We start from the raw sequence: 16,426 nt of genomic DNA, 5'->3' as shown, positions 1-16,426 counted from the left end.
CCCCCCTTGTCAGTCAGGGCGATGACGGTCGGGTTACCGTTTTGTTCACCCGACGGGCCGTAAGATGGCCTCTCGTGCGCCCCTATGGAGAATCCCATGACACGTGAAACTGGTGCCGGTGGCACCAAACAGATGCCGGACGTCGCGTCCAATTCCATGGTGGATCACATCCATAGCACCCTGGATTGGGTCGGCATGAGCGAAATCCACCTGCCCGCCCGGGTCAGTGACACCCTGGCGGGTGAGCGCCCGGTAAGCACCTCCATTCAGGCCTATGTGAACCTGTCCAACCCGGATGCCAAGGGTATTCACATGTCCCGTCTGTTCCTGATGCTGGAAGAGACCTTTGGCGATCATTCGGTCAGTGCTGCATCCATTGAACAGCTGCTGCGTAACTTCCTGCAGACTCACGAAGGTCTCAGCACCCGTGGCTTTGTGCAGCTGGACTTCGAGTACTCCATGCGCCGCCCGGCCCTGAAGAGCAGCTATTCCGGCTGGAAGAGCTACCCGGTGAGCATCAAGGGCACCCTGTGCGAAGAAGGCATGCGTATCGAGATGTACGTGGAAGTGCCGTATTCCTCCACCTGTCCGTGTTCAGCGGCCCTGTCCCGCCAGCTGATCCAGGAACAGTTCCGTCGTGATTTTGCTGAAGGCAAAGTGGATGCGGAGGCGGTGTTTGAATGGCTGGGTACCGAAGAGGGCATCCTGGCTACCCCGCACAGCCAGCGTTCCGTGGCCCAGGTGCGCGTCCTGCTGGATCACACCGAAGGGGATGCCTTTCCAATCACCGCGCTGATAGATTCCATCGAAGGGGCCCTGAAAACCCCGGTGCAGACCGCCGTGAAGCGGGTGGATGAGCAGGAATTTGCCCTGCTCAACGGTCAGAACCTGATGTTCTGTGAAGATGCGGCCCGCCGCCTCAAGCAGGCTCTGAATCCGCAGGGCTGTTACAAGGACTTCTGGCTCCGGGTGAATCACCTGGAAAGCCTGCACGCTCACAACGCTGTGGCCATCGTCACCAAGGAAGTGGACGGCGGCTACCTGCCGATTCCCTGATCTACTGAGGGAATTCTGAAAAGCCTCCTTCCTTAACGGGAAGGGGGCTTTTTTGTGGCTACTAGGCCCTCCCGGCCCTAGTGGGAAGCGATGATCGCATCGCGAAGGACTGGCAGCGTTAGCGTATTAAAGCCTCCAATATTTCGACTCTAGGAATACAGGGTGCGCATAAATTGGAAGATATCCTACGTTTTCCTGGTCTGATCTCTGATGGTTAGTTCTAGCCTTTGAGTTATGGAAAGCAAGGAGCCCTCCATGACTCGAGCGCGTTATTCTCTGGTCTCTCTGGACGAACCCTCGTACTACCACTGCATCTGCCGTTGTCTGCGGCTGGCTTTGCTCGTCGAGGTGTTTGTCATCGATTTGTGTGCCTATGCGGTGATGTCGAATCACTACCATGTTGTGCTTAAAGTGGACCGTGGGTGGGCTGTACGGATAGATAAGCGAGGCATGATTTCCGGGTAGGCAGCGGATTTACTGGAGAGGCTTGGCATTGATCAGCAGGCCTGGCTTAGCCATATGAAGCCTCGGAAACGCCTCCAACCCGTTGCCCTCGGATCTTTGGCGAGGATAAAGGTCTTTGCTGGGGCAGCAGGGCGCGCCTGGATATCGGGGCAAAATGCAGGGTTTGTATGAAATGCTGCTCTAAGATGAGTATAAATTAAATGCGTGCCCCCGATTTTTGCCGATTTTCCGATTAATCCAGATGTTCAAATGAGCGAATGAGTAGATGGTTTCATGAGAATCTATGCCAATAAGGTGTAGAATTTTATTATTATGCATGGATTTTATTATCCGGGAATTGGTGTTTGGGTGATGCGATAGGATAAGACTGATTTTTTGTTGTGGAATAATGGGTGTAGCCTTGTTTAAGGCTTTTAACGTGAGAATAGAAATGCATCTATCAAGGCGATATATAAATCTTATTTTTGTAGGGTGGTTTTCATTTGGATTGACATGCTTTCTTTGTTCCCGTGGTTACACTGGTGGAGCAGAAGCATTTTTCTTTTGGTTGTCATTGGCTTCTTGGACATTGCTTCCATTGGCTCACTTGCTTGGGTTGCAGTCAAAAAGCCCTCTTCCTTAACGGGAAGGGGGCTTTTTTGTGGCTGCCATGCACAAAATACTAAAATACAGTAAATATATGATCACCCTGCCCACAGCAAGGCTGTGAGCCTGATTTCTCCATGACAAGTATTACGGCAGCACCGGAGCACAACGGTCATCGACATATATCCGGTATCGAGTACCTTGATGAGATTGATGTGTAGTAATTCACGGCTGTGCCAGGTTCTGCTTGCCGGGCTCAGGCCTTGGCCACGAGCAGATCGCAGTGATTATGGTTGACCACATAGTGGGTTGTACTACCCAGTAGCCAATCGCTTAGAGCGGTCTCGCCATGTTTTCCCATTGCTATCAGGTCAACCCCAAGACCAACGGCTTTTTTATTAATGGCCATCGGGGTGTAACCGTCCTCAATGATGGTGGTGACACTTTCCGGTTCGATGTTGCATTGCGTCAGCAGTTTCCCCATGGCGTTAATGGCTCGCTGCTCGGTTTGCGCCAGGTACTTGGCCATATCCTCGCCAGTGATTACCCCCTGAAGGCCATGCTCCTGAGGCAGAGGCGGGATGACATGCATGATGTGCAGCATTGCATCCGGTGCCAGCTCCCGGGCAAGTACTAACGCTCGCTGGCTGTCCTCGGTAAAGTCCACGGGGATCAGCACTTTCTGGTAGGGCTGAGTGGCGGGATTCTGGACTACCAGAACTGGGCCGCTGCTGCGGCGCAGTGCCCGCTCCGTGGTGCTGCCAATGACTACGTCGGCCAGGCTGGTTTCCCCTTTGGCGCTGATGATCAGCAGTTCGTCAGGATGGCTTCCCTCGACCAGAACACTGGCAGCATCCCCTTCCTTCACTATCTGCTCAAAAGGAATGCCGCTGGCGTCTTCCAGCGCTCTTCTGGCTTTCTCAAGCCCGGATTCTGCGGCATAACCACGCTTCTGTTCCACTTCGGCCAATACGGGTAAAAGATCCCGCACTGCGCGAATGAAGTGAGGATCAAGTGCGTGGCAAACACTGCCATGGGCAATGCCAAGTTGGCGGATCAGCAAGGCTGCCCGTTCAATGCTCCGCTGGGCCGCTGCTGAAAAGTCTGTTGCTACCCGCACTGATGTGATGCTGCCCATGTTGTTCTCCCTTCTCCTCGGTCCGTGCCTTTTAGGGGGATCATCGCATCACAATAGCTGTCTGCGATGGCGAAGATCTTGCTCCAGATCATGTTTTTGGCGTTGCTTGTGAGAAGGGTGCGTGCATGCGTGCTCCCAATTGGGATGCTTGTCTTGGTCAAAGTGAGGTTGTTCGCTGAGTCGAGAGAGCGTGTATGGGGCGTGGTGTCGTTGAGCCTGTTATCTAGTATTCATATAAATAAACTATTGTGTCGGCTTGGGGCGGGTTATCGCAATAATGAACAATTAAATTGTTTGCTTTTGTCTTGTGGCGTAACTGGATTGGTGTGATTGTCAGTAAAGATGCGATTTTTGTGCTGATATTTTACTGAAATGAAAAGTGTGATGAGCGCCATTGCTGGGTGGGTTATGGAATGGTATCACCTAATTTTTATTTGGGATTTTAGGGTTTTCAAGATGCCAATGACAGAGAGGGTTACACATGAAAGCAAGGATGATTAGTGTCGCGGTGTCGGCGATTGTGCTGGTTACTGGATTGGTCGGACAGGCGCTGGCGGCGGGGGGCGGTGAAATTATCAAGGCGGACCCTTCGAGGCATTTTGACCCAAAAGGAAAAGCGCCTTCAAAATACACTGTTGAAGTACAGAAGGAGCGGCGAGAATCGTTACCTTTTGATGATACGCGTGATTTCGAGGAAGCAAAGAGAGGGCTTATTGCAGCGCCTGATTACAAGCAGATAAAGGCGGATGATGGCCGTGTCGTCTGGGATATTGGTAGTTGGGAGTGGCTGCTCGACGGGAAGGACTATGACAGCATACACCCATCGTTACAGCGTCAGGCGATCCTGAATATGGCCTATGGCCTCTTTGAGGTGCTACCAGGAAAAATCTATCAGGTGCGCGGCTACGATCTCGCGAATATCAGTTTTATAAAAGGTGACACAGGCTGGATTGTATTCGATCCCCTGACGGGTAAGGAAACGGCTAAAGCAGCGCTTGATTTCATCAATGAGAAGCTTGGGAAAAGACCGGTTGTCGCTGTGGTTTATTCACATTCCCATGTGGATCACTACGGTGGTGTACGTGGTGTGGTTGATGAGGCTGATGTAAAAAGCGGAAAAGTAAAGGTGATTGCACCGGCGGGTTTTATGGAGCACGCGATTGCCGAAAATGTTAACGCTGGTAATGCGATGACACGGCGGGCGATGTTTCAGTACGGTCTTTTGCTGCCCCGTAACCCGTACGGTCATGTCGATCAGGCTATCGGAAAGGCTGCCTCAGCGGCTACACCAGGCGTAATTGAGCCAAATCATACCGTTGTCGACGATTTCGAGACGATGACAATTGATGGGGTGCGGATGGAATTCCAGAATACCCCGGGCACAGAGGCGCCTTCGGAAATGAATACCTGGTTTCCGGATATGAAGGCCTTCTGGGCAGCGGAAAACATCACCGGGACGGTGCACAACATCTATACTCTGCGTGGGGCACTGGTTCGTGACCCATTGATCTGGTCCATGTAGTGGTCAACTAATCCCGGACAGTGATTTAGGTTTTTCTTCTGCCACCGCAGGGGCGATTCCGCCGTTGTAGCTGTGTGGCCTGTGGTGATTGTAGTAACCCATCAGATAGTCACCGATATCTTTCTTTGCTTCAGGCAAGTTGCGGTAGCCCATTGTCGGCACCCATTCTGACTTCAGGCTACGGAACAGCCTTTCCATTGGCGCATTATCCCAGCAGTTGCCCCGCCGGCTCATGCTTTGCTGCATCCGATAGCGCCACAACCGCTGCCGGAACATGCGACTGGCATATTGGCTGCCCTGATCCGAGTGGAACATGACTTTCTCAGGCTGACCTCGTTGCTCCCAGGCATGATCCAGGGCCTTCACCACCAGATCTGCATCCGGGTGGCTGGAGATGGCCCAGCCCACAACTCGCCGGGCGTAGAGATCCAGCACGACAGCCAGGTAACTCCAGCCTTTCCCCGTCCAGATATAGGTGATATCTCACACCACACCTGATTCGGGGCTGCCACCGTAAACTCTCGATCCAGATGGTTCGGTATATCGGGCCGCTCTACTGTCGCCTGCTTGTAAGCATGAGGCCCGGGCTGCTTGCAGACCAGCCCGAGTTCACGCATAAGACTGCGTACCTTGAAACGGCCAATTTCCTCCCCCTGCTCATTGAGGAGCCCTTGTATCGTACGGCTTCCCGCCGAGCTGCGACTCTGATTGAATAAGCAGTTCACTTTGGCTTTCAAGGCTACCCTCTCCGCATCAATACGACGGCACCGCTTACGGTGTTCGTAGTAACAGGAACGATGCACATTAAACGCTGAACAGACCAATTCCACAGGCTCTTGCTCACTTAATTGGTCAATCAGCGCGTACGATTCCAGTCGTCCGACATCAAGAGAGCAGTAGCCTTTTTTAGAATGTTCTTCTCCCGTTCCAGGCGCTCACACCGAGCCTCAAGCTCCTGTATCCGGCGCTGTTCCGGGGTAAGAGCCTTGCCTTTGGGGGTAACACCTTGGCGTTCAGCCTCAAGCTGCTTGACCCAGCGCCGCAGCGCGCTCTCAACTACACCAAGCGATGTGCTGGCTTGGGGAACAGTGTAGCCTTGATCCAACACCAAGCTGGCGGCTTCCTGCTTGAACTCAGGAGTAAAGGAACGTCGTTTTCTGGTCATCTGACACCTCGATTAAGGTGGTAACTTTACCACCTACGTTGGTGTCCGGATTCATTAGACCACTACACCAAACATATCAACATTGCCTTGCATCGTTATGGTCAGGAGGCAGACGTGATGTTCGCATCTCACTCCTGGCCCCGTTTTGGAAACGAGCGAATTCAGGAGATTATGCGAACCCAGCGTGACGTGTATGCCCACCTGAATAATGAAGTGCTACACCTCGCTAATCAGGGTGTCACGATTAACGAGATCCACAATGTCTACTCGTTGCCGGAATCGCTCAAACAGAATTGGGCTGCACACAGCTATCACGGCTCGGAAGAGCATAATAGCCGCGCAGTGATAAACCGTTATCTCGGCTACTGGGATGCTAACCCGGCTACCTTGATGCCCTTGTCACCGGCGGATTCTGCGCCTTTGTATGTCGAAATGATGGGTGGGGCCGGCAAGATCATACCAAAGGGAAAGGAGCTCTATAACAAAGGTGAGTACTTCGCGGCAGTAGAGATTCTCAACAAGCTGGTTTATGCCGAACCTGAGAATCAGAAGGCGAAGGATCTGTTGGCCGATGTTTACGAGCAGATTGGGTACCAGAAAGAGAGCCCCAGCGTGCGCAATAGTTTCCTGGCAGCTGCCTATGAATTGCGCAATGGTCTTCCCCCGGGGGAAGCGGTTTCTTCCGCATCTGCTGATACGATTCGGGGCATGTCGACTGAGCTGTGGCTGGATTTTCTGGGCATCAGTATGGACAGCTCCAAGGTGGGCGGTCAGGAGTTTGTGATTAACCTGGTAACCCCGGATAACAAGGAAAAATTTATTGTTGAGCTAAGTAACTCGGTGCTTACCAATATCAAAGGTGAACAGGCAGAGAAGGCAGACCTGACCATCACGGTTGATCGCAAGGATTTGGAAAAGGTCATGGGAGCAGCTGCGACCTTTGACAGTCTTATCAAAGAGGGTAAGGCCACGTTTGAAGGTGACCACAAAGCCTTTGACGTCTTGCGTGAGGCGATGGTGGGCTTTACGCCTGACTTCGAGATGGTACCGGGTGCCTCCCCGAAGAAAGGAACGTCTCAGGCTAAGGCTCCATTGTAAAGAACTGGCTTTGCCGGCCATCACTCTGGCCGTTCTTGATAAAACGCCTACCGTAAAAGGTAGGCGTTTTTCGTTATGCACCTGTAGATAGGGTGCTGGCAGAGGCGTTTTTGTTTAAAACCTGCCGTTGATCCCGAAGCCAAGGTTCGATACTTCATCACCGCTGCGATCTACCGCGCGCAGATATTCCACGCTGAGGAAGATCTGGTTGGTGATGGTGATGTCGGCGCCCAGGCCCAGGGACAGGTCCTTGTAGTTTTCGCCGTCAGAGCCGCCACCGGGGAAGTTGGCGGTGGTTTCGATGTAGGACAGGCCGATCAGGCCGTAGGGGCGTACTGGCAGGGTGTTGGGGAACTGGCCGCGGAAGTAAGCGCCGTACATGCGGTCGATTTCCACGTCCACGTTATTGCTCAGTTCGTCATCGCCGATGCCCAGGCCCAGGCGCAGTTCGCCGCCCAGGGTTTCGTCGCGGTTGATCCAGGTGCCGAATTTGAATTGCAGGGCTTCCGGTTTGGCGGAGGCGCTGGTGTTGTCTGGCTCGATTTTGCTGCTGACGATATCCAGCCCGGCGTAGCCGCTGGCATTGGCCAGCAGGGGCAGGCTGATAAGGGTGGCGATGAGTGTTTTTTTCAGCATTATCAGGGTAGTCCTTTCACAGAGTGACATATGCCAAGGATTGTATCCAATTCACTCCCTGGCTGCGATGACTCGGGTCACGGTGGCGAGAATGGCGGCTACGGCGAGGGTGGTAACGATGGCAGGGCCGCTGGGCCAGTCCAGCCACAGGCTGGCGGCCAGGCCGCTGAGGTAGCCGGCGATGCCCACGGCACCGGCAATCAGCAATGGGCGTTGCCCTTGCCAGGCCGCCAAGGCCGGGAAGATCAGTGATGCAAACACCAGATACACGCCCACGGCCTGCACAGAGGCGGTAATGGCTATGGCAAAGGGCAGGTAGAAGGCGAGCAACGGATGGCGGAACAGGGCCATGGCCGCAAGGGCGGCGATGGCGCTGGCGGCCAGGGCCAGCAGCTGCGGGTTGTCTACCCAGAGGATCTGTCCGGCCAGACTGGCGCTGAGATGTTCGCCGCCGTGGGGGTCGCTGGCGAGCATCAATACGCTGGCACTGGCCAGCACCACGAAGGTGGCGCCGATCAGGGCTTCCTGTACCCGGTGGCCAAGCTTTTCCAGCTGATGCAGCAGCAGGGCAAAGCCCAGCGCAGTGGCGATGGCCACCAGTTGCAGCAGCCAGTTGCTTTCCACATGGGCGAAATGGCGCACGGCCAGCAGACCGGTGGCGGCGGCTTGTGCCACCGCCAGGTCGATAAAGATGATGCCCCGCTCCAGTACCTGCCGTCCTAACGGGATGTGGCTGGCCAGTACCAGCATGCCGGCGATGAACGCCGGCAGCAGGATATCAATCATGCCTTGCCTCTCTCGCAAGCCTGAAGTGCGCTTGTCAGGCGCTGAATCAGGGTGTCGTACAGGCTGGTCAGGGTGTCGGTGTCTTCCTCGCCCGGGGAGAAAGGCAGTTCGACAGCACAGGCGGCGGTACGACTGGCCAGCCAGTTGGGTGCCTTGTCTCCGTTAATGGGCTGGTAGAGGATCAGGCGGACTTGTTCCTTCTCGGCCTTGCCCACCAGGTCGGCCAGGTGGCTCGGGGTAGGCGGCAGACCGGGTTTGGGCTCCAGCTCATCCACACGAGTCATCCCCAGCCAGTCCAGCAGATAGGCCCAGGTGCGGTGGTAGGAAATGACTTTCAGGCCCTCCAGGGGGGCGGCCTGCTTTTTCCAGGCGGCCACGTTGGGCTCGAATGCCGCTTGCCAGGCTTGTTGCTGTTCACGGTAGCGGGCGCCATTGTCCGGATCCAGTGTGGCAAAGCGTTCGGCCAACTGTTGTGAGATGGTGATCACCCGGTTCGGGTCCAGGTGCACATGGGGGTTGCCCATGGCGTGCACATCCCCGTCTGCGCGGTCCAGGGTGGCCGGGATCTCCAGCCGTTCTACCTGTTCGGCGGCCATGAACAGGCCGGGGGCCTGGCGCACGTCCGGGTTGCTGCCGCGGTTGAGCAGCACCGGTAGCCAGCCGGTTTCCAGTCCGGCGCCGGTACACAGCACCAAGTCGGCACGGCGCACCTGGGCGAGCAGGCTGGGGCGGGCCTGGATATGGTGGGCATCCTGCCCCGGCGCACTGGCACTCTTGACGGTGACCAGGTCACCGCCAATCTCCGTGGCCAGTTGGCCCCATTCCGGTTCGCAGGCGAGGATGCGAAGGTCCGCGTGGGCACTGAATGACGCCGCGCAAAGCACGGCGATCAACAGACGGCGGGCCTGCGCAACGGTGGTCTGCAGGATCATGTTGGCCTCCTCAGAATGAGTGCGCGCCGTGGGCGCCCAGGCTCAGGTTGTACTGCAGGAATACCTGGTTGTACTCCTTGCTGCCATCATGGCCGTGCACGTCGTTGCGATTGAATTGCAAGCGCAGCTTGGAGAACTCGGTAGCGTACCAGGTGAGAGCGGCGCTGTGCTGGCGTGACAGGCGCACTTCCTCGGTTTCATCGCCTTCGCTGAATTCTCCACCGATGCCGCTGGCAGCGGTGCGCAGACCGAACTGCCAGCGCGGGGCGAAGCCGTAGGTGGCTTCCACATAGGCAGCGCCCTGTTCGCTGGTCACTGGCAGGCCCAGCTCATCGGCTTCACTGTGGAAAACCGCTTCCTGGTCGGAGTCCGCATAGAAATACTCGCCGGTGAGGCTCCAGCCGCCCTGGCCGTACTGGCCGGTGGGGAAGTGCTTGTATACCGCCTGGGCGCCGTAGATATCGGTGTCGCCTTCGGTGACAAACAGTTCGCCGCCGCCTTCTTCATGGAAGGACTGGCTGTCCTGGTGACGCGCGGCAGACAGGCCCAGCTGCAGGGCGCGACGGGCACCCAGGTCAGGGGCGTAACGCAGGGTGAAAATACCCAGCTGCGGACCGTCCTGTTCGGCCAGATTCAGGTCCTCGGCAGTTACCTCTGTGCCCAGTTCGGCACTGATATCTTCGGCGACATGGTCCGCATCAATCACGCTGCCGGCTCGCTCCAGATTGTCACCCTGAAGGATTTCCAGGCCTAGTTGCAGGTAGCTTTCAGTGGGTGCCAGCCAGGTGAGTTGGAGGCCATCACCGCTGACGCCGTGATCGCCAAACAGGCTCAGGTAAGCCAGGTTCTGGTCGGCGAAGTTCCAGCTATGGGGGTGCTTTTCGTTGTGGTAACCGATGGCGCTGAGGAAGCGACCAGCCTTTACTTGCAGACCGGCAGGCAGGGATTGGCTGCGAATCCAGGCCTCTTCAAGCTCGAAATCGCCGTCGCTGCTGATAGCGGCGGACAGCCAGGCGTCAAAATAGCTGTCCACACTGCCGCTCATGGTCAGCTCGGTTTCGTTGAGGTTGAAACCACGCTTGAGGTCGCCGTGGCCATGGCCCTCATGGCCGCCATGGCTGTGGAAGGCACTGTCGGCATCTTCCAGCAGGGCCGTTCCTTCGCCCTTCACGTTGTCGCTGTAGTACATGCCGTCGAAGATGACGGAGAAAGCCGGGTTGAAGGCGGCCAGGGGGTTGCTGGTATTGTCGTCGGCAGCAAGCACGGAAGAAGAGGCGGCCAGCAGCGCGCTGGCAAGGGAGAACTTTTTCATTTCAGATCCTGAATGTGTTGTCTCTATCGGCAACGGGCATGGGAAACAGGCGCACGAGCCTCTTAACAGGGAAAGAGGACTGGGCGCTCACCACGACCGTTCATTGGCATATCAGTTGATAGGAATTCAGGCGAAGTGCGGGGGAGCCCGGGCTTGTGCCGGCAGGGCGAAACAGGGGGGCAGGAAGGGTTGTGCGTGTGCCTGGCCGATTACCGGGGCGCTGGCCGGCATGGCCGGGACACCGGTGCTGGGCAAGGCGATAAAGCCGCTGTGGCCACACAGGTCGCAGTCTGCCGCCTTTAGGGCCAGTTCATGGGGGCTGCTGGCCGGGTCGATGTGGCTGGGGGCGTGCCAGGCAAGGAACAGCTGAGCACACAGCAGCGACAGAACCAGGGTGAACGACAGGCGAGCATGGATCATTTCGATGCCTCTGCGCTGTCATTGGGCTCGGTGCCCGGCACATAGTCAAAACCGCCGGGGTGCCAGGGGTGACACTTGCACAGGCGCTTCGCCGCCAGCGCGCTGCCGCGCAGGCTGCCATGGACTTCCACCGCCTGTCGGGCGTATTCCGAGCAGGTGGGGTAGAAGCGGCATTGGTTGCCGATCCAGGGACTCAGTAGCTTCTGGTACAACCAGAGCATGCCGAGCAGAAGCGATTTCACGGTATTCGAGACCTGTGTGATGTCAACTCAACGGGCCATGATACGGCCAATTTGGTGGCGGATGCCAGCCTGATACGGGAGCGGGCTGATTCTGCCCTTGCAGGAGCTATGCTTGCATGGCGAACCGGTGGGGGTGGTTCGCCATGCAAGCATGGGCTCCTGCGGGACGCGTTGGCCGGTTGTGCCAATTTGCTGCTGTGCGCTTGTCTGATGAATGGCAAGGCGCATACTGCGGCACGGAGATGATTGTGAGGAGTGTTGTTGTGAAAGCCATTGTTCTGGCGATGTTGATGTTGGCGGCACCCACCTGGGCTGCTGACTGGGAACTGAACCACGAAGGTTCGCAGCGGGGTGAGGTCACTACCTATGTGCGCGAGGTATCAGACAGCCCGGTGAAGGCCTTCAAGGGCGTGGTGGAGCTACAGGCCAGCGCCACCTCGGTGCTGGCGGTGCTCACCGCCGTGGATACCTTTCCTGAATGGATCTTCCAGAGCCAGGGCGCGGAGCGGCTCACCATGGAAGAAAAAGAGCGGATCCACATGCGCTTCAACGGTATCTGGCCGGTGGCGGACCGGGATGTGGTGCTGGCAAATACACTGACCCAGCAGGCCGATGGCGAGATTCACCTGCACAGCGAAAATGCCGAGGGCTTCAAGGACAAGCAGCAGGGCTTTGTGCGCATCCCGGCCCTGGATAACCAGTTCGTGATCACGCCGCTGACGGATGGCTGGGTGCGGGTGAAATTCGAAACCTTCGTGGACCCGGGCGGCAATGTACCTGTGTGGCTGGCCAACCTGGTCTCCACCAAGGCACCCCGGGTGACTCTGGAAGGGCTAAAGGAGCAGCTGGAGAAGCCGCGATTTGCCAAGGCCACGCGGGAGGATTTGCCGGAACTGCCGGGGATGGATGAACTGGCGTTGTGATAGCTGCGAGCTACTAGCTTCTAGCTGCTAGGCGCGATGAAGGATTGTCGGTTGTTGAACGCAAGAGGCCGCGCCAAAACCTTGGGTGCGGCCTCTTGCGTTTCAGATGATGAAAACCTGTTTTTTCTCGCAGCTAGAAGCTAGCAGCTAGAAGCTGCCTTTACCCTTCATCGACTCCAGCGAGTGCCTTCGCGGGTATCTTCCAACTGGATGCCGGCGTCGGTGAGTTGCTGGCGGATGTCGTCGGCGCGGGCGAAGTCCTTGTCTTTCTTGGCCTGGGTGCGCTCGGCGACCAGGGCGTCGATTTCCTCGTTGCTGAGACCGTCGTCGCTCACGTTCTTGTTCTGGAACCAGGCGGTGGGGTCTTCGGTAAGCACGCCCAGCAGGTCCGCAGCGGCCAGCAGTTCGGCTTTTAGCTTCGGCTTGTCGGCCAGCTCCGCCTTGTTCAGTTCCCCGGCGATGGCGTGCAGGGCGCTCACTGCTTCCGAGGTATTCAGGTCATCTTTCAGGGCTTCCAGCACCGGGTGGTTGTCCGGCAGCTGGTAACCGGCTTCCGGTTCCACCGTCTCGCCCCGGCCGAGCAGGGCGTAGTAGAGGGTATCCAGGCCTTTCTCGGCATTCGCCAACACGTCCGCAGAGAAGTTCAGCGGTGAGCGGTAGTGGCTGGAGACCAGTGCGAAGCGCAGGATTTCACCGTGGTACTGGGTGAGCAGGTCGCGTACCAGGCGGAAGTTGCCCAGGGACTTGGACATCTTCTCGCCGTCGATATTGATGTAGCCGTTGTGCATCCAGTAGCGCACGTAATCGGTGCCGTGGGCGCAGCAGCCCTGGGCGATTTCGTTTTCGTGGTGCGGGAAGATCAGGTCCTGGCCGCCGCCGTGGATGTCGATCACGTCGCCCAGGTGCTTGTGGATCATGGCGGAGCACTCAATGTGCCAGCCCGGGCGGCCACGGCCCCACGGGGACTCCCAGCCGGGCTGCTCATCCGTGGACGGTTTCCAGAGGATGAAGTCACCGGGGTGGCGCTTGTAGTCGGCCACTTCCACCCGGGCGCCAGCGAGCATGTCTTCCAGCTTGCGACCGGAGAGTTTGCCGTAATCGGGCATGGATTCCACCGCGAACAGTACCTGGCCGTCGGCCTCGTAGGCATGGCCTTTTTCCACCAGGGTTTCGATCATCTGGAGCATTTCGGGGATGTGATCGGTGGCCTTGGGGATGATGTTCGGGGTCTTGGCGTTCAGGGCCGCCATGTCTTCCAGAAATGCGGCGCTGAAGCGTTCGGTGAGTGCGCCGATGTCTTCGCCGTTTTCCGCCGCGGCCTTGATGATCTTGTCATCAATGTCGGTGATGTTGCGGGCGTAGGCAACCTCCGGATAGAGCCGCTGCAGCAGGCGATACAGCACATCAAACACCACCACCGGGCGGGCATTGCCGATATGGACGAAGTTATAGACCGTGGGGCCGCACACGTAGAGGGTGATGCGGTTGGGATCCAGCGGAATGAAGTCGTCCTTTTGCCCGGTGAGGGTGTTGTGCAGTTTCAGGCTCATTGTTTGTAAAGCTCTTTCGGATCGATGATCGGCGTCTTGTCGATGGTCACGGTGTTGGCGTCGGCTTTCCAGTAGAAGCAGTCGCGGCGGCCGGTGTGGCAGGCGGGGCCGGTCTGGTCCACTTTCACCAGTACGGTGTCGGCGTCGCAGTCGATGCGCAGTTCTTTCAGCATCTGCACCTGGCCGGAGGATTCGCCTTTGCGCCAGAGTGTCTTCCGGGAACGGGAAAAGTAGCAGACCCGACCGGTGGCCAGGGTTTCCTCCAGGGCTTCCCGGTTCATCCAGGCCATCATCAGCACTTCGCCGGTGTCATGCTGCTGGGCGATGGCGGCGATCAGGCCATCGTCGGTGAGCTTCAGGTTGTCCAGGGCCTCCTGCAGAGGTACCTGGAAGCCTTCGGGCTGTTGTTCGTTGTCTTTGAACATGAACGCCTCCGGGGGCTGAATGCTGCCGTTGGAGCTTTGCTTGCAAAGCGAAGGGGGGATCCCCGGTTCGCCTTGCGAGCAAGGCTCCAACGGTGTTTTGTGGCTTCAGATCGGCAGGCGGGTGGCGTTGGCCAGGGCGGTGACGGCGGCGTCCAGGCTTACCGTGTCGGTGGCCTGGGAACCCAGGCGGCGCAAGGCGACCTGTTGCTCTTCCGCTTCCTTTTCACCAATGACCCAGATCTGCGGCACCTTGGCGCGGGAATGCTCGCGTACCTTGAAGCCGATCTTTTCGTTACGCAGGTCCAGTTCCGCCGGGATGCCGGCCGCTTCCAGCTTTTCCTTCACGCTGCGGGCGTAGTCATCCGCCGCATTGGTGATGGTGCACACGGCCACTGGCACCGGTGCCAGCCACAGGGGCAGGTGCCCGGCGGTGGATTCGATCAGGATACCCAGGAAGCGTTCCAGGGATCCCAGCACCGCGCGGTGCAGCATCACCGGGCGCTGGCGGGAGCCGTCTTCGGCCACGTATTCCGCGTCCAGACGCTCGGGCAGCACGAAATCCACCTGCAGGGTGCCACACTGCCAGTCACGGCCGATGGCGTCGCGCAGGACGAATTCCAGTTTCGGGCCGTAGAAGGCGCCTTCACCCGGGTTCAGTTCGCATTCAAGGCCCAGGGATTCCACCGCAGAGCGCAGCGCGCCTTCCGCCTTGTCCCAGGTCTCGTCGGCACCGGCCCGTTTTTCCGGGCGGTCGGAGAACTTGATACGGAAGCTTTCGAAGCCGAAGTCCTTGTAGACCTCACGCAGCATGGTGATGAAAGCGGCGGTTTCCTCGTTGATTTGCCCTTCGGTACAGAAGATGTGGGCATCGTCCTGGCTGAAGGAGCGGGCACGCATCAGCCCGTGCAGGGCGCCGTGGGCTTCGTTACGGAACAGGGTGGTGAACTCACCCAGGCGAATGGGCAGGTCCCGGTAGCTCTTGATGCCCTGGTTGAAGATCTGCACGTGGCCCGGGCAGTTCATGGGCTTGACCGCCATTTCCCGGTGATCGTGGGTGCAGACGGTGAACATGTCATCGCCGTACTTGTCCCAGTGACCGGACTTTTCCCAGAGGATGCGGTCCATCATCTGCGGGGTGGCCACTTCCTGGTAACCGCCTTTTTCCATCTTGCCGCGGATGTAGTTTTCCAGGTTCTTGCGCATGCGCCAGCCTTTCGGGTGCCAGAACATGCTGCCCACCGCTTCCTGCTGGATATGGAACAGGCCCATTTCCTTGGCCAGTTTGCGGTGGTCACGTTTTTCCGCTTCCTCAAGCTGCTTGAGGTAGGCGTTGAGTTCTTTCTTGTCGCGCCAGGCGGTGCCGTAGATACGCTGAAGCTGAGCCTTGGAGGCATCGCCACGCCAGTAGGCACCGGCCACCTTCATCAGCTTGAAGCCGTCGCCCAGCTTGCTGGTGCTGGGCAGGTGGGGGCCACGGCACAGGTCGATAAAATCGCCCTGGCGGTAGAGGCTCACTTCCTGGTCGGCGGGCAGGTCACGGATGATTTCCGCCTTGAATTCCTCGCCTGCTTTCAGGAAGAAGCTGACGGCTTCGTCACGGTCCCAGACTTCACGGCGGATATCCTCGTTGCGGCGTACGATTTCCATCATGCGCTTTTCGATGGCCTTGAGGTCTTCCGGGGTGAAGGAGTCTTCCCGGTAGAAGTCGTAGTAGAAGCCGTTTTCGATGGTCGGGCCAATGGTGACCTGGGTTCCCGGGAACAGCTCCTGCACCGCTTCTGCCATGACATGGGCAGCATCGTGGCGGATCAGTTCCAGGCCGTCGTCGGTGTCGCGGGTGATGATTTCCACCGTGGCGCCATCGTCGATGGGCAGGTAAACATCGATCAACTTGCCGTCCACTTTGGCGGCAAGGGCCTGTTTGGCGAGTTTTTTGCTGATACGCTCGGCGATGTCCAGGGCGGACGCCGGCTGATCAAACGCCATGGTTGCCCCGTCGGGCAGTTGATAGCTGACACTCATGAGAGGTAGGAATCCAGATTGGCTCGGAACCGGCAGATGGTAGGCAATCGCGCCCCCGGCTTCAACCGGAACCGGCGCTATATGCGCCGGTCGGAGGGAAATAGACGTATAGCGGCGTGTTTTGCCTGAAATCCTGGCCCGGCCTATGC

Annotated in this window: 14 protein-coding genes and 1 pseudogene; 4 read left to right on the top strand and 11 right to left on the bottom strand. The window is 57.8% G+C overall.

Features of this window, described 5'->3' with window-relative positions:
• The first annotated feature begins 96 nt into the window (after window positions 1-96).
• Window positions 97-1,056 carry a GTP cyclohydrolase FolE2 gene (gene folE2 / locus KZ772_RS08625; protein ID WP_290539387.1) on the top strand — a complete coding sequence of 320 codons (960 nt, stop codon included), beginning with the start codon at window positions 97-99 and terminating at the stop codon, window positions 1,054-1,056.
• 1,306 nt (window positions 1,057-2,362) lie between these two features.
• Here folE2 and KZ772_RS08620 read toward each other — a convergent pair.
• Window positions 2,363-3,244 (bottom strand): universal stress protein, encoded by an 882-nt coding sequence (locus KZ772_RS08620; RefSeq protein ID WP_290539386.1) that lies wholly within the window; start codon window positions 3,242-3,244, stop codon window positions 2,363-2,365.
• Window positions 3,245-3,725: 481 nt separating this feature from the next.
• Here KZ772_RS08620 and KZ772_RS08615 point away from each other — a divergent pair, with 481 nt between their 5' ends.
• Window positions 3,726-4,766 (top strand): MBL fold metallo-hydrolase, encoded by a 1,041-nt coding sequence (locus KZ772_RS08615; RefSeq protein WP_290539385.1) that lies wholly within the window; start codon window positions 3,726-3,728, stop codon window positions 4,764-4,766.
• A gap of 3 nt (window positions 4,767-4,769) precedes the next feature.
• On the opposite strand, the pseudogene KZ772_RS08610 reads toward KZ772_RS08615, so the two are convergent.
• Window positions 4,770-5,931: pseudogene (locus KZ772_RS08610) on the bottom strand (IS3 family transposase).
• A gap of 171 nt (window positions 5,932-6,102) precedes the next feature.
• On the opposite strand from KZ772_RS08610, the gene KZ772_RS08605 reads away from it, so the two are divergent.
• Window positions 6,103-7,029 carry an alkyl sulfatase dimerization domain-containing protein gene (locus KZ772_RS08605; RefSeq protein WP_290539384.1) on the top strand — a complete coding sequence of 309 codons (927 nt, stop codon included), beginning with the start codon at window positions 6,103-6,105 and terminating at the stop codon, window positions 7,027-7,029.
• Between the two features lie 114 nt (window positions 7,030-7,143).
• Here KZ772_RS08605 and KZ772_RS08600 read toward each other — a convergent pair whose 3' ends face one another.
• From KZ772_RS08600 to yidD, 6 genes are all read right to left on the bottom strand, one after another.
• Window positions 7,144-7,665 (bottom strand): outer membrane beta-barrel protein, encoded by a 522-nt coding sequence (locus tag KZ772_RS08600; RefSeq protein WP_290539383.1) that lies wholly within the window; start codon window positions 7,663-7,665, stop codon window positions 7,144-7,146.
• Between the two features lie 51 nt (window positions 7,666-7,716).
• On the bottom strand, window positions 7,717-8,451 hold the full coding sequence (locus tag KZ772_RS08595) for a metal ABC transporter permease (RefSeq protein WP_290539382.1): 735 nt from the start codon (window positions 8,449-8,451) through the stop codon (window positions 7,717-7,719).
• A complete protein-coding gene (locus tag KZ772_RS08590) occupies window positions 8,448-9,383 on the bottom strand; it encodes a zinc ABC transporter substrate-binding protein (RefSeq protein ID WP_290539381.1) in 936 nt (311 codons plus the stop codon). Before KZ772_RS08590 ends, KZ772_RS08595 begins: the two co-directional genes overlap by 4 nt.
• Before the next feature lie 10 nt (window positions 9,384-9,393).
• Entirely contained in the window at window positions 9,394-10,695 is a 1,302-nt protein-coding gene (locus tag KZ772_RS08585; RefSeq protein WP_290539380.1) for a hypothetical protein, read from the bottom strand.
• A gap of 126 nt (window positions 10,696-10,821) precedes the next feature.
• Window positions 10,822-11,115 carry a hypothetical protein gene (locus KZ772_RS08580; protein ID WP_290539379.1) on the bottom strand — a complete coding sequence of 98 codons (294 nt, stop codon included), beginning with the start codon at window positions 11,113-11,115 and terminating at the stop codon, window positions 10,822-10,824.
• Complete coding sequence (yidD, locus tag KZ772_RS08575; RefSeq protein WP_290539378.1) at window positions 11,112-11,357, bottom strand: membrane protein insertion efficiency factor YidD; 246 nt, start codon at window positions 11,355-11,357, stop codon at window positions 11,112-11,114. The genes KZ772_RS08580 and yidD overlap by 4 nt, the downstream gene beginning before the upstream one ends.
• Window positions 11,358-11,620: 263 nt before the next feature.
• On the opposite strand from yidD, the gene KZ772_RS08570 reads away from it, so the two are divergent.
• Window positions 11,621-12,280, top strand: coding sequence for a hypothetical protein (locus KZ772_RS08570; RefSeq protein WP_290539377.1), 660 nt, complete (start codon window positions 11,621-11,623; stop codon window positions 12,278-12,280).
• A gap of 167 nt (window positions 12,281-12,447) precedes the next feature.
• On the opposite strand, the gene cysS is transcribed toward KZ772_RS08570, so the two are convergent.
• The 3 genes from cysS to thrS all read right to left on the bottom strand — a co-directional run bounded on the left by cysS (window position 12,448) and on the right by thrS (window position 16,277).
• Complete coding sequence (gene cysS, locus KZ772_RS08565) at window positions 12,448-13,830, bottom strand: cysteine--tRNA ligase (RefSeq protein WP_290539376.1); 1,383 nt, start codon at window positions 13,828-13,830, stop codon at window positions 12,448-12,450.
• Window positions 13,827-14,255 (bottom strand): phosphoribosyl-AMP cyclohydrolase, encoded by a 429-nt coding sequence (hisI, locus tag KZ772_RS08560; protein ID WP_290539375.1) that lies wholly within the window; start codon window positions 14,253-14,255, stop codon window positions 13,827-13,829. Before hisI ends, cysS begins: the two co-directional genes overlap by 4 nt.
• 105 nt (window positions 14,256-14,360) lie before the next feature.
• Window positions 14,361-16,277, bottom strand: coding sequence for a threonine--tRNA ligase (gene thrS / locus KZ772_RS08555; RefSeq protein WP_290539374.1), 1,917 nt, complete (start codon window positions 16,275-16,277; stop codon window positions 14,361-14,363).
• Between the last annotated feature and the right edge of the window lie 149 nt (window positions 16,278-16,426).

The organism is Alcanivorax sp., assembly GCF_019431375.1.
Classification (GTDB): Bacteria; Pseudomonadota; Gammaproteobacteria; order Pseudomonadales; family Alcanivoracaceae; genus Alcanivorax; species Alcanivorax jadensis_A.
The sequence above is the reverse complement of the archived record's forward strand: the minus strand, read 5'-3'. Positions and strand labels throughout refer to the sequence as shown.

What these genes read in the sequence shown, in the direction of transcription:
- KZ772_RS08620 (WP_290539386.1), bottom strand. Translation starts at nt 3,244, where the DNA reads ATGGGCAGCATCACATCAGTGCGGGTAGCAACAGACTTTTCAGCAGCG.
- KZ772_RS08615 (WP_290539385.1), top strand. Translation starts at nt 3,726, where the DNA reads ATGAAAGCAAGGATGATTAGTGTCGCGGTGTCGGCGATTGTGCTGGTT.
- KZ772_RS08595 (WP_290539382.1), bottom strand. Translation starts at nt 8,451, where the DNA reads ATGATTGATATCCTGCTGCCGGCGTTCATCGCCGGCATGCTGGTACTG.
- thrS (WP_290539374.1), bottom strand. Translation starts at nt 16,277, where the DNA reads ATGAGTGTCAGCTATCAACTGCCCGACGGGGCAACCATGGCGTTTGAT.
- KZ772_RS08580 (WP_290539379.1), bottom strand. Translation starts at nt 11,115, where the DNA reads ATGATCCATGCTCGCCTGTCGTTCACCCTGGTTCTGTCGCTGCTGTGT.
- folE2 (WP_290539387.1), top strand. Translation starts at nt 97, where the DNA reads ATGACACGTGAAACTGGTGCCGGTGGCACCAAACAGATGCCGGACGTC.
- hisI (WP_290539375.1), bottom strand. Translation starts at nt 14,255, where the DNA reads ATGTTCAAAGACAACGAACAACAGCCCGAAGGCTTCCAGGTACCTCTG.
- KZ772_RS08590 (WP_290539381.1), bottom strand. Translation starts at nt 9,383, where the DNA reads ATGATCCTGCAGACCACCGTTGCGCAGGCCCGCCGTCTGTTGATCGCC.
- cysS (WP_290539376.1), bottom strand. Translation starts at nt 13,830, where the DNA reads ATGAGCCTGAAACTGCACAACACCCTCACCGGGCAAAAGGACGACTTC.
- KZ772_RS08600 (WP_290539383.1), bottom strand. Translation starts at nt 7,665, where the DNA reads ATGCTGAAAAAAACACTCATCGCCACCCTTATCAGCCTGCCCCTGCTG.
- KZ772_RS08585 (WP_290539380.1), bottom strand. Translation starts at nt 10,695, where the DNA reads ATGAAAAAGTTCTCCCTTGCCAGCGCGCTGCTGGCCGCCTCTTCTTCC.
- KZ772_RS08605 (WP_290539384.1), top strand. Translation starts at nt 6,103, where the DNA reads ATGCGAACCCAGCGTGACGTGTATGCCCACCTGAATAATGAAGTGCTA.